Annotated in this window: 11 protein-coding genes and 1 pseudogene; 9 read left to right on the plus strand and 3 right to left on the minus strand. The window is 66.6% G+C overall.

Translation table 11 applies throughout. From position 1 onward, the window contains the following. Together HC022_RS11505 and HC022_RS11510 are read right to left on the minus strand one after the other, a co-directional pair. Positions 1-420: pseudogene (locus tag HC022_RS11505) on the minus strand (urea carboxylase-associated family protein); the annotation flags it as partial. A 76-nt stretch (positions 421-496) separates the two neighbouring features. After that, positions 497-1840, minus strand: coding sequence for an NAD(P)-binding domain-containing protein (locus tag HC022_RS11510; RefSeq protein ID WP_167452515.1), 1344 nt, complete (start codon positions 1838-1840; stop codon positions 497-499). Positions 1841-2017: 177 nt separating this feature from the next. Between HC022_RS11510 and HC022_RS11515 the strand changes: the two genes are divergently transcribed. From HC022_RS11515 to glnT, 6 genes are all read left to right on the plus strand, one after another. After that, positions 2018-3310, plus strand: coding sequence for an ABC transporter substrate-binding protein (locus HC022_RS11515; RefSeq protein ID WP_167452516.1), 1293 nt, complete (start codon positions 2018-2020; stop codon positions 3308-3310). Then, positions 3285-3956, plus strand: coding sequence for an XRE family transcriptional regulator (locus HC022_RS11520; protein ID WP_167452517.1), 672 nt, complete (start codon positions 3285-3287; stop codon positions 3954-3956). Before HC022_RS11515 ends, HC022_RS11520 begins: the two co-directional genes overlap by 26 nt. A gap of 197 nt (positions 3957-4153) precedes the next feature. Next, a complete protein-coding gene (locus tag HC022_RS11525) occupies positions 4154-5044 on the plus strand; it encodes a glutamine amidotransferase family protein (protein WP_167452518.1) in 891 nt (296 codons plus the stop codon). Between the two features lie 3 nt (positions 5045-5047). Continuing rightward, positions 5048-5749, plus strand: coding sequence for a GXGXG domain-containing protein (locus HC022_RS11530; RefSeq protein ID WP_008888004.1), 702 nt, complete (start codon positions 5048-5050; stop codon positions 5747-5749). 10 nt (positions 5750-5759) lie between these two features. Next, on the plus strand, positions 5760-7085 hold the full coding sequence (locus HC022_RS11535) for an FMN-binding glutamate synthase family protein (protein ID WP_008887995.1): 1326 nt from the start codon (positions 5760-5762) through the stop codon (positions 7083-7085). Between the two features lie 66 nt (positions 7086-7151). After that, on the plus strand, positions 7152-8468 hold the full coding sequence (gene glnT, locus HC022_RS11540) for a type III glutamate--ammonia ligase (RefSeq protein ID WP_167452519.1): 1317 nt from the start codon (positions 7152-7154) through the stop codon (positions 8466-8468). A gap of 77 nt (positions 8469-8545) precedes the next feature. Here the strand turns inward: glnT and HC022_RS29840 are convergent, their stop codons facing one another. Next, positions 8546-9502, minus strand: coding sequence for a GlxA family transcriptional regulator (locus HC022_RS29840; protein ID WP_167452520.1), 957 nt, complete (start codon positions 9500-9502; stop codon positions 8546-8548). A gap of 119 nt (positions 9503-9621) precedes the next feature. On the opposite strand from HC022_RS29840, the gene HC022_RS11550 reads away from it, so the two are divergent. The 3 genes from HC022_RS11550 to HC022_RS11560 all read left to right on the plus strand — a co-directional run. Beyond that, the gene (locus HC022_RS11550) at positions 9622-10872 is read left to right on the plus strand and encodes a sarcosine oxidase subunit beta family protein (protein ID WP_167452521.1); all 1251 of its coding nucleotides are present in this window, start codon (positions 9622-9624) and stop codon (positions 10870-10872) included. Between the two features lie 9 nt (positions 10873-10881). Next, positions 10882-11163 (plus strand): sarcosine oxidase subunit delta, encoded by a 282-nt coding sequence (locus HC022_RS11555; RefSeq protein ID WP_008887971.1) that lies wholly within the window; start codon positions 10882-10884, stop codon positions 11161-11163. After that, positions 11160-11602 (plus strand): 2Fe-2S iron-sulfur cluster-binding protein (locus HC022_RS11560; protein ID WP_175583543.1); only part of this gene is annotated, 443 nt, incomplete at its 3' end. The genes HC022_RS11555 and HC022_RS11560, both read left to right, overlap by 4 nt.

Genomic DNA, 11602 nt, shown 5'->3' on the forward strand with positions numbered 1-11602 from the left:
GGGCGCCTGCGCCGTGGCCTCTGCGCGGTCCCCGGCGGGGCTGGCGCCCGAGAAGAGCCCCACGGTCCGGGCACCGGCGTCGATGCCGCGTCGCGCCAGGCCCTGCCGCAGCCGGTCGACCCCCGGCGCGCCGCTCTCGAGCACGGACCGGAGGCCATCGCCCGGGGCGTCGGCGCTCAGGCCCAGCAGGCCTGCGTCCACGCGCCCGTCGGGATGGGCGGCCAGCAGGTCGCAGGGCTGGCCGCCCTCGGTGTTGGTGACGGAGACCCGGTCGCCTTGCCTCAGCTCGACCAGCAGCGCCCCGCCGCCGGGGACGGTCTTTCTTTCCTCGCTCGGGGCGAGGGTGTGTTCCTCCTCTCCCCTTGGCCGGGAGGGGCTCGGTGCACCTGTCCTCCTCTGGTGGCCGATTTTGTCGAGCAAGGTCGGTCTCCATCGAAGAAAAAATCCGGGGGCAAACGCGGTCCCCCGGACCAGGGGAAGGGGTGGAGGTCCGTCTTCAGTTGCGAAGATAGGCTTCCATGCTGTCGTCGAGCGCGTCCTTCCACGGCGTGTGGTGGACGGGCGCCATGGTGCCGGTGATCACCGATTCATAGCAATTGTTGCGGAAGGCCATGATGTCCTTCGCCTTGTGTTTCTTCCACTGCAAGAAGGCCTCGGTGGCGCCGTCGACGTCGAAGCTCGGGTAGTCGGTGTCGGCGATCAGCTCCTTGATGTAATCCGCCTGGTACTCGATGGCGTATTTCACATCGTCCGAGACCTCTTCCCGGACTTCCCGTTCCTTGACGTCGGCTTCCAGCACGGCCTTGTCCTCGGGCACCGCGATGCGGTCCATGATGATGTCGCGGACATACCAGGCCTGGGCGTCGAACATGTTGAAAGTGAACCACTGGTCCTGCATCCCGAGGTAGAACATCTTGGGATTGTGGACGTAAACCACGCCCTTGTAGAGATCCGTGGTCGCCAGCCGGTTCGCGGTCTTCAGGCGCAGGTCGTCCGGCAGGAACGGGAAATAGTGCTTGTAGCCGGTGCAGAGGATGATCGCGTCGACGTCCTTGCTGCTGCCGTCGCTGAAGTGGACGGTCCTGCCTTCGACGCGCTCCATCGCGGGTTTTTCTTCCCAGTTTTCCGGCCAGTTGAAGCCCATGGGCGCCGAGCGGTAGCAGCTGGTGACCGAGTTGGCGCCGTATTTCCAGCACTGCGACCCGATGTCCTCGGCGGAGTAGGACGCGCCCACCACCAGCACGTCCTTGCCGGCGAATTCGCGGGCGTCGCGGAAATCATGCGCATGCACGATGCGGCCGTTGAACTGGTCGAAACCGGGGTATTCCGGCACGTTGGGCGAGGAGAAGTGCCCCGAGGCGCAGATCACATGGTCGAAGCGCTCCTTGTAGACGCGGTCTTCGGTCATGTCGTGTACGGTGACCTCGAAGTCGCCCGTCTCGGTGTCGTATTCCACCCAGCGGATGACCGAGGAGAAGCGGATCCACTTGCGGACGTCGGCCTTGAGCACGCGGCCCTCGATATAGTCGAAGAGCACGGCGCGCGGCGGGTAGGAGGCGATCTGCTTTCCGAAATGTTCCTCGAAGGAATAGTCGGCGAATTCCAGGCCCTCCTTGGGGCCGTTGGACCACAGATACCGATACATCGAGCAATGCACCGGCTCGCCGTTCTCGTCCACGCCGGTGCGCCAGGTGTAGTTCCACAGCCCGCCCCAGTTCGACTGCTTCTCGAAGCAGACCACTTCCGGGATCTCGGCGCCCTTGGCGGCGGCGGACTGGAAGGCGCGCAACTGGGCAAGGCCGGAGGGGCCGGCGCCGATGATGGCTACTCGTTTGGTCATTGGTGGTCTCCCGTTGTTGTCACTTTATGGTATGAACCAAAAATTAAAATTGGTTCTTTTGGTTGTTACTGGTTTGGTCCAAAAGTTTTCTGCTGGTCAACGAATTTTCTTTAGGGGAATATCCGTGGCGTGGGGAAATGCGCGAATTTGCCCTCATTTTAAGCGACGGGGGACCACATGAGCGCCGTGTCACTGGCCCAACGCCTTGCCGTTTCGGGAAGCCTGCCCCGACTCAGCGTGCAGGACCGCGCGCCCATCCGCATCGGCGCGCTGGTGCCGCTGACCGGTGCAGAGCTGTTCTGGGGGCGGCCGGGGCTCGACGGGTGCCGGATCTGGGTCGACTGGATCAACGAGCACGGCGGCATGATGGTCGGCGGGCGCCGGCATCTGGTGGAGCTGGTCGAGGTCGACAGCGCGCTTGGCGCCGAGGCGACGCTCGAGGCGGCCCGGCAGATGGTCGAGACCCGCAAGGTGCGGCTGGTGCTGACGCTCGGCGGGCGCGACATGGGGCTGGCGCTGGCCTACCTGATGGACCGGCGGGTGCTGACCGCGACGCTGCTGCCCTCGGACCTGTCGCCGGATCACCGCACGCTGATCGCCCCCGCCGAGGTGCATCCCTTCTTCAATGTGACCGGCGTCGAATGGCTTGCGCGGCACAAGCCCGAGGCGCGCCGCGTGGCGCTCTGCTCGCAGGCGGACGAGATGGGGCTGCCCTCGCTCGCCACCTACCGCGCCGCCTGCCGGGTGGCGGGGCGCGAGATCGTGGAAGAGGTCCAGTATGATGCCGAGACCGGCGACGCCGAGGCCATCCTGCAGCAGATGCTGGCGGCAGAGCCGGATGTGCTCTGCTGGTGCTCCTCGGCGCCGCCGATGATCGAGGCGCTGACGGTCGCTGCCTACAAGGCGGGCTTCCGGGGGGAGATCCTCGCCTGCACCTGCGATCACTACGACCGCCTGATCGCGCAGACCTCGCCCGCCTTCATGGAGCGCTTCACCTTCCAGTTTCCGGATTTCGACGATCCGGCGCTGGAGCGGGCGGAGTTCTTCTTCCGCCGTCCCAAGACCTTCTTCGACACGTTCAACGAGCGCTTCCCAGACGAATGGACGGCAGTGAGCTGGGAATACGCCGCGATCCTCGACCGCTGGCACGACGCGGTGGAGGTGGCCGACAGCCTCGCCACGCCCACGGTGCTGGCCGCGCTCAAGCGCGGGCGCAGCATGCCGCACACCTTCGGCATGGCGCGCTGGTGGGGCACCGAGGTCTACGGCATCGACAACGCGCTGGTCGGCGACTGGCCGGTGGTGGCGATCCGCGACGGCAAGGCGCAGATCCAGGAGTTCGGCTCGGTGCTGAACTGGCTCGAGGCGCATGGCGCCACGCTGATCGAAGAGCTGGGGGCTACGGGGCAGCTCTGGCACCAGCGCGTGAAACCGGACCTGGCGCATGCCATGTCGGATACGGAGGACTGAGACCTTGCCCATCAAGAAGCGCAGCGCGGCGTTGTCGCAGAACCCCCATGCGGTCGGCGAACCGCGCGAGAAGAACCTCGAGGTGGCTATCGGCCGGCAGGTGCGCGAGCTGCGCAAGCGTCAGCGGATGACCGGTGGCGATCTGGCGGGCAAGACCGGCCTGTCGGTGGGGATGCTGTCGAAGATCGAGAACGGGGTGATCTCGCCCTCGCTCAACACCATGTCGGCGCTGGCCAACGCGCTTGGGGTGCCGCTGGTGCAGCTGTTCTCGGGCTTCGAGGAGCCGCGCGGCGCGATGCACGTCAAGGCGGGGCAGGGGGCCGAGATCGAGCGCGCGGGCACCCGTGCCGGGCATCAGTACAACCTGCTGGGCCATATCGGCTCGAACAACTCGGGCGTGGTGGTGGAACCCTACCTGCTGACGCTCACCGACGAGTCGGAGCGCTTCCCCACCTTCCAGCACGAGGGCATCGAGTTCCTCTACATCCTCGAGGGCCGGGTCAGCTATCGCCACGGCGACCAGACCTATCTTCTGGAGCCCGGCGACGCGCTGCTCTTCGATTCGGACGCGCCGCATGGCCCGGAGGACATTCTCGAGCTCCCGCTGCGGTATCTCTCGGTGATCACCTACCCGCAGGTGGCCTGAGAGCGCTCGGTCTGCTCAAACTCTGAGCGAAATCGGCCGACATACCGGCGATGCGATCAACAAACGGGCAATTTCCGGCTGACGACGGAAATCTCCCTCCGAGGTCGAGAACTTTCTTGAAAAGAAAATAGGTTTCCCCTTAGTGATGTTTTCAGCGGCGCACCCGCGCCAAGGATCTATTCATTGCGGAGGACACCATGTGTGGCATCGTTGGGCTGTTCCTGAAGAAGGATGACCTGCGCCCCAAGCTGGGCGATATGCTGACCGATATGCTCATCACCATGACCGACCGTGGCCCGGACAGCGCCGGGATCGCGATCTATGGCGATGCGGCCGAGGGCAGCACCAAGATCACCGTGCAATCCAAGGCACCGGAGACCGAGTTCGACGGGCTCGAGGCGGCGCTCTCCGAGACGCTCGGCGCACAGGTGACCGCGACCGTCGTCGACACCCACGCGGTGCTGATCGTCCCCGAGGAAAAGGCCTCCGACGCCATCGCCGCGCTGGAAGACCGCGGGCTGCGCATCATGGGCTCGGGCGCCTCGATGGAGATCTACAAGGAAGTGGGCCTGCCCAAGGACGTGGCCGCGCGCTTCAACCTCCGCGCCATGGGCGGCAGCCACGGCATCGGCCACACCCGCATGGCGACCGAAAGCGCCGTGACCACCATGGGCGCGCACCCGTTCTCGACCGCCGAGGACCAGTGCCTCGTGCACAACGGCTCGCTGTCGAACCACAACCAGATGCGCCGCAAGCTTGCCAAGAAGGGCGTCTTCACCCGCTCGGAAAACGACACCGAGGTGGGCGCGGCCTACATCTCGTCGCGCATCGCCGACGGCGCGTCTCTGGGCGAGGCGCTGGAGGGCACCATTGACGATCTCGACGGGTTCTTCACCTTCGTGACCGGCACCAAAAACGGCTTCGGCGTGGTGCGTGACCCCATCGCCTGCAAGCCCGCCGTGATGGCCGAGACCGACGATTACGTCGCCTTCGCCAGCGAATATCGCGCCTTCGCCGACCTTCCGGGGATCGAGGCCGCCCGTGTCTGGGAACCCGAGCCCGCCACCGTCTACTTCTGGGAACGCTGAGCCATGACCACCACTCTGGACAAGACCGTGCTCGACATGACCGCCACGGACCTGCGCACGGTCAACACCACGCTGCAGGCCGCCGCCAAGGCGCAGGCCAACGGCGCCTATGTCATCACCAACCCGCGCGGCAGCCACGCCATGGCCTGCGGCCTCGACGGCCCGCTGAGCGTCACCATCAAGGGCTCGACCGGCTATTATTGCGCGGGCATGAACAAGGAAGCCACCGTCACGGTCGAAGGCTCGGCCGGCCCGGGCGTGGCCGAGAACATGATGTCGGGCACCGTCACCATCGAGGGCGACGCCTCGCAATACGCGGGCGCCACCGGCCACGGCGGGCTGCTCAACATCAAGGGCAACGCGTCCAGCCGCTGCGGCATCTCGATGAAGGGCATCGACATCGTCGTGCACGGCAACATCGGCCACATGTCCGCCTTCATGGCGCAGAAGGGCAACCTCGTGGTGCTGGGCAATGCCGGCGACGCGCTGGGAGACTCGCTCTACGAGGCGCGGCTCTTCGTGCGCGGCGAGGTGAAATCGCTGGGTGCGGACTGCATCGAGAAGGAGATGCGGCCCGAGCACATCGAGACGCTGAAGGCGCTGCTCGAGAAGGCCGGTGCCGACGCCAAGCCCGAGGAATTCAAGCGCTACGGCTCGGCCCGCAAGCTCTACAACTTCAACATCGACCACGCTGACGCTTACTGAGGGCCGCGACATGGACAAGACACCGCAAACCGAGCCGCGCCAGAGCTGGACGTTTTCGAACTCGATCAACTCCGAGATCCGCCGGGCGGCGGCCACGGGCATCTACGACATCCGCGGCGGCGGGGCGAAGCGGCGGGTGCCGCATTTCGACGACCTGCTGTTCCTCGGCGCCTCGATGTCGCGCTACCCGCTCGAGGGTTACCGCGAGAAATGCGAGACCAGCGTGACCCTCGGCACCCGCTTCGCCAAGAAGCCCATTGAGCTGAAGATCCCGGTGACCATCGCCGGCATGTCCTTCGGCGCGCTTTCGGGCCACGCCAAGGAAGCGCTGGGACGTGGCGCCACCATGGCCGGCACCTCGACCACCACCGGTGACGGCGGCATGACCGAGGAAGAGCGCGGCCACTCCGAGAAGCTGGTCTACCAGTACCTGCCCAGCCGCTACGGCATGAACCCCGACGACCTGCGCCGCGCCGATGCGATCGAGGTCGTGGTGGGGCAGGGCGCCAAGCCCGGCGGCGGCGGCATGCTGCTCGGCCAGAAGATCACCGAGCGCGTCGCCGGGATGCGCGACCTGCCGGTGGGCATCGACCAGCGCTCGGCCTGCCGTCACCCGGACTGGACCGGCCCCGACGATCTCGAGATCAAGATCCTTGAACTGCGCGAGATCACCAACTGGGAAAAGCCGATCTACATCAAGATCGGCGGCGCGCGCCCCTACTACGACACCGCGCTGGCGGTGAAGGCCGGGGCCGACGTTGTCGTCCTCGACGGCATGCAGGGCGGCACCGCCGCGACGCAGGACGTGTTCATCGAGCACGTGGGCCAGCCGACTCTGGCCTGCATCCGCCCCGCCGTGCAGGCGCTTCAGGACCTGGGGATGCACCGCGAGGTGCAGCTCGTGGTCTCCGGCGGGATCCGCACCGGTGCCGACGTGGCCAAGGCGCTGGCGCTCGGCGCCGACGCGGTGGCCATCGGCACGGCGGCGCTGATCGCGCTCGGCGACAACGATCCCAGGTGGGAAGCCGAGTACCAGAAGCTCGGCACCACCACCGGCGCCTATGACGACTGGCACGAGGGCCGCGACCCGGCGGGCATTACCACGCAGGATCCCGAGCTGATGCAGCGCCTCGATCCGGTGGCTGCGGGCCGTCGCCTGCGCAACTACCTCAGCGTGCTGACGCTGGAATGCCAGACCATCGCACGCGCCTGCGGGCACAACCACGTGCACAATCTCGAACCCGAGGATCTGTGCGCACTGACCATGGAGGCCGCCGCCATGGCCCAGGTGCCGCTTGCAGGGACCAACTGGTACCCCGGCAAGCCCGGCTTCTAAGCCGGATCGAGAGAGGGGCCCGCGGCCCCTCTCTCTCCATCGGGACATGCAACAGGGAACACAAAGATGAGCAAACTCGCAAAATTCGCCGAGGACAACGGCGTCAAGTATTTCATGATCTCCTACACGGATCTTTTCGGGGGCCAGCGCGCCAAGCTGGTGCCCGCCGCCGCCATCGCCGACATGGAAGAGGACGGGGCGGGCTTTGCCGGCTTCGCCACCTGGCTCGACCTGACCCCGGCGCACCCCGACATGCTGGCGGTGCCCGACGAGGACGCGGTGATCCAGCTGCCGTGGAAACCCGAGGTCGCCTGGGTGCCCGCAGACTGCATCATGGAAGGCGAACCGGTCGAGCAGGCCCCGCGCAACGTGCTCAAGAAGCTGATCGCCGAGGCCGCCGAGGCCGGGCTGCGGGTCAAGACCGGCATCGAGGCCGAGTTCTTCCTGCTGACCCCCGAGGGGGATGCGATCTCGGACCCGTTCGATACCGCTGAAAAGCCCTGCTACGACCAGCAGGCGGTGATGCGCCGCTACGACGTGGTCGCGGAAATCTGCGACTACATGCTCGAGCTGGGCTGGGGCCCGTACCAGAACGACCACGAGGACGCCAACGGCCAGTTCGAGATGAACTGGGATTTCGACGACGCCCTTGTCACCGCCGACCGCCACAGCTTCTTCAAGTTCATGGTCAAGTCGATCGCCGAGAAGCACGGGCTGCGCGCCACCTTCATGCCGAAGCCGATCCAGGGCCTGACCGGCAACGGCTGCCACGCCCATATCTCGGTCTGGGATCTCGACGGCAAGAAAAACGCCTTTGCGGGCAACGCCGGGGGCCAGATCGGCGAGGTCGGGCTTTCCGAGCAGGGGGGCTACTTCCTTGGCGGCATCATGAAGCACGCCGAGGCGCTGGCGGCGATCACCAACCCCACGGTGAACAGCTACAAGCGCATCAACGCGCCGCGCACCATGTCGGGCGCAACCTGGGCGCCGAACACCGTGACCTGGACCGGTAACAACCGCACCCACATGGTCCGCGTTCCCGGCCCCGGCCGGTTCGAGCTGCGCCTGCCGGACGGCGCGGTGAACCCCTACCTGCTGCAGGCGGTGATCATCGCGGCGGGTCTCTCTGGCATCCGCTCGAAGGCCGACCCGGGCAAGCGCTACGACATCGACATGTATGCCGAGGGTCACACCGTGAAGGACGCGCCGCGCCTGCCTCTGAACATGCTCGACGCCATCCGCGCCTATGACGCGGACCCCGAGCTTAAGGCCATGCTGGGCAACGATTTCTCGGCGTCCTACATCAAGATGAAGCACCAGGAATGGAACTCCTTCGTGTCGCATTTCTCGAACTGGGAAAAGCAGCACACGCTGGACATCTGACCTGCGGGGCGCGTGTCGCGCCTCTGGTCCCGGTCGCGATCCGGGGCCTTGCAAGCCATCAGCCAGAACGCCCCGGATCAGCTCCGGGGCGTTTGCGTGTCCGACTGCCGCAGCCGTGACGGCTCGTGGCCGTAGAGACGCCGAAACGCGTCGGAGAAATGCGAGGGCGTCGAGAAGCCCGTCATCTGCGCGATCTCCGAGAGCGGCAGCCGGGTCGAGCCAATGAGCTCGCGCCCCGTCTCCAGCCTCAGCCGGCGGTATTCCTCCATCACCGAGCGCCCCAGCGCGGCGCGGAACTGGCGCTGAAGCTGGCGCACCGACAGCCCGCTCAGGCTCGCGATCTGCTCCTGGTCGAGCGGGTCGGCGATGTGGCTCTCCATCAGCTCGAGCGCGCCCTCGACCGCCAAAGGCAGCGCGCCGTAACGGGCGGCGATGGAGACCCTTTGCGGTGCCTCGGCGCCCCGGATCTCGGTTTGGATGAACCAGTCCGAGATGCGCTCGGCGAAGCGGTTTCCGAAATCCCGCGCGATGATCGCGTGCATCATGTCGAGCGGCGCCGAGCCCCCGGCGCAGGTATAGCGGTCACGGTCGATGACGAAGAGCCTGCGCTCCAGCAGCCACGTCCCCGGCATCGCGTCGAAATCGTCGTAGTGATGCCAGTGCACGGTGAAGCGGCGGTCGCGCAGCAGCCCCGCCCGCGCCAGGATCACCGCCCCGCCCGAGATGCCTCCAAGCGCCACGCCGTTGCGATCCGCCTGCCGCAGCCACGCCATAAGTGCGGGGTCCGAGACCCGGGCCGGATCGCCCCCCGCCACCACGAAGACGAGATCGAAGAGCGGCACCGCGTCGCGGAAATACCGCGTCTCGAAGGCCGCCCCGACCGACGACAGGGCGCGCGTTCCGGTGTTCGACAGAAGCGTGATGTCATAGGCGAGGTCGGGTGAAAACTGGTTCGCGGCGCGCAGCGGTTCCAGCGCCGCGGCGGTCGAGAGCAGCGCGTATCCGTCGACCAGAAGAAAAGCGATTCGACGCACCCGCGCCCCCTGTCCCGGAAATCGAAGTCGTGTCCCATTTTCAACAGAATACGTCCCTATTCAAGAGGATCACTGCAAATAACGCCGATACAACAAGGAGGTCCGAAGGAGAGGCCCGTATGACATTCTCAGGTTTCAAAGTCGTCAAAGAGGCGCTGACCGGCTACAGGGGATGGGGTCCCCTGTGGCGCAACCCGACCCCGAAACCGGCCTATGACGTGGTGATCGTGGGCGGCGGCGGGCACGGGCTCGCGACGGCCTACTACCTCGCCAAGCGCTACAACCTGCGCAACGTGGCGGTGCTCGAGAAGGGCTGGATCGGGTCGGGCAATGCCGGGCGCAACACCACCATCATCCGCTCGAACTACCTGCTGCCGGGCAACCAGCCGTTCTACGAGCTGTCGATGCAGCTATGGGAGAACCTCGAGCAGGACACCAACTTCAACTCGATGGTCAGCCAGCGCGGGATCATCAACCTTTTCCATTCGGACGGCCAGCGCGACGCCTATCGCCGGCGCGGCAACGCCATGATGATCTCGGGCGCGGGGGCGCGGCTGCTGGGCCCGGACGAGCTGCGCGAGATGGTGCCCTTCCTCAACTTCGACAATGCGCGCTTCCCGATCAAGGGCGGGCTGATGCAGGAACGTGCAGGCACCGCGCGCCACGATGGCGTGGTCTGGGGCTATGCCCGCGGCGCCGACAAGCTTGGCGTCGACATCATCCAGAACTGCGAGGTCACCGGCTTTCGCATCGAGAACGGCAAGATGCTCGGGGTCGAGACCTCGCGCGGGTACATCGGCGCGGGCAAGGTCGGTGTCTCGGTCGCGGGCAGCTCGGGCCGGGTGATGGCCTATGCGGACCGCCGCCTGCCCATCGAGAGCCACGCGCTGCAGGCCTTCGTCTCGGAGGGGCTGAAGCCCGTCATCCCGGGGGTCATCACCTTCGGCGTGGGGCACTTCTACATCAGCCAGTCCGACAAGGGCGGGCTGGTCTTCGGTGGCGACATCGACGGCTACAATTCCTACGCGCAGCGCGGCGGCCTGCCGGTGATCGAGGACGTGCTCGAAGGCGGCATGGCGCTGATGCCGATGATCGGGCGTGCGCGTCTGCTGCGCGCCTGGGGCGGGCTGGTCGACATGTCGATGGACGGCTCCCCGATCATCGACCGCACCGACATCGACGGGCTCTACTTCAACGGCGCGTGGAACTACGGCGGCTTCAAGGCGACCCCCGCCGCGGGGCTCACCTTTGCCCACCTGCTGGCCACCGACATGCCGCACGACACCGCGACCGCGTTCCGCTTCGACCGGTTCAACCGCGGTTACGTCATCGATGAAAAGGGCGTCGGCGCCCAACCCAACCTGCACTGAGGCCACGACATGCTGATCCCTCATCCCCTTCTCGGCCTTCGCGACGCGCAGGAGTTCACCTACCTCGGCGACGCCGCGCTGATGAACCGCCCCGACCCGGACGCTCCCGGTGCCGAGGCCGCGTTCTGCGACTACGTCTTCCTGCGCGACAACCCGGCGGGCGTGCACCGCGAGCTGTGGTACCACGAACAGGGGGACCGCTCGTGGCTTGTCGTCACACGCAACACCCTCACCCACGAGATCCTCGGCGCCGAGCTGGCCTCGGACGTGAAAGCGGGAGCCGCGCAATGACCCGTCTGACCGGCGGTCTGATCGACCGCACCCGGCCGCTGCACTTCACCTTCAACGGCACCGGCTACAAGGGCTTCGAGGGCGACACGCTTGCTTCGGCGCTGCTTGCCAACGGCGTCAGGCTGATGGGCCGCAGCTTCAAGTATCACCGCCCGCGCGGGGTCCTCGCGGCGGGCAGCGAAGAGCCCAACGCGCTGGTCTCGCTGCGCGATGGCGCGCGGGCCGAGCCCAACACCCGCGCCACGGTGGCCGAGCTCTACGACGGGCTCAGCGCCCGCTCGCAGAACCACGTCGGCCCGCTGCACCGCGACCTGCTGGCGGTGAACGACCTGCTGTCGCCGTTCTTCGCGGCCGGGTTCTACTACAAGACCTTCATGTGGCCCAAGGCCTTCTGGGAAAAGCTCTACGAGCCCGCGATCCGCAAGGCGGCCGGTCTCGG

This window comes from Salipiger sp. HF18 (genome assembly GCF_011806505.1).
In the GTDB taxonomy this organism is placed as follows: domain Bacteria; phylum Pseudomonadota; class Alphaproteobacteria; order Rhodobacterales; family Rhodobacteraceae; genus Salipiger; species Salipiger thiooxidans.

What these genes read in the sequence shown, in the direction of transcription:
- HC022_RS11510 (WP_167452515.1), bottom strand. Translation starts at nt 1,840, where the DNA reads ATGACCAAACGAGTAGCCATCATCGGCGCCGGCCCCTCCGGCCTTGCC.
- HC022_RS11515 (WP_167452516.1), top strand. Translation starts at nt 2,018, where the DNA reads ATGAGCGCCGTGTCACTGGCCCAACGCCTTGCCGTTTCGGGAAGCCTG.
- HC022_RS11520 (WP_167452517.1), top strand. Translation starts at nt 3,285, where the DNA reads ATGCCATGTCGGATACGGAGGACTGAGACCTTGCCCATCAAGAAGCGC.
- HC022_RS11525 (WP_167452518.1), top strand. Translation starts at nt 4,154, where the DNA reads ATGTGTGGCATCGTTGGGCTGTTCCTGAAGAAGGATGACCTGCGCCCC.
- HC022_RS11530 (WP_008888004.1), top strand. Translation starts at nt 5,048, where the DNA reads ATGACCACCACTCTGGACAAGACCGTGCTCGACATGACCGCCACGGAC.
- HC022_RS11535 (WP_008887995.1), top strand. Translation starts at nt 5,760, where the DNA reads ATGGACAAGACACCGCAAACCGAGCCGCGCCAGAGCTGGACGTTTTCG.
- glnT (WP_167452519.1), top strand. Translation starts at nt 7,152, where the DNA reads ATGAGCAAACTCGCAAAATTCGCCGAGGACAACGGCGTCAAGTATTTC.
- HC022_RS11550 (WP_167452521.1), top strand. Translation starts at nt 9,622, where the DNA reads ATGACATTCTCAGGTTTCAAAGTCGTCAAAGAGGCGCTGACCGGCTAC.
- HC022_RS11555 (WP_008887971.1), top strand. Translation starts at nt 10,882, where the DNA reads ATGCTGATCCCTCATCCCCTTCTCGGCCTTCGCGACGCGCAGGAGTTC.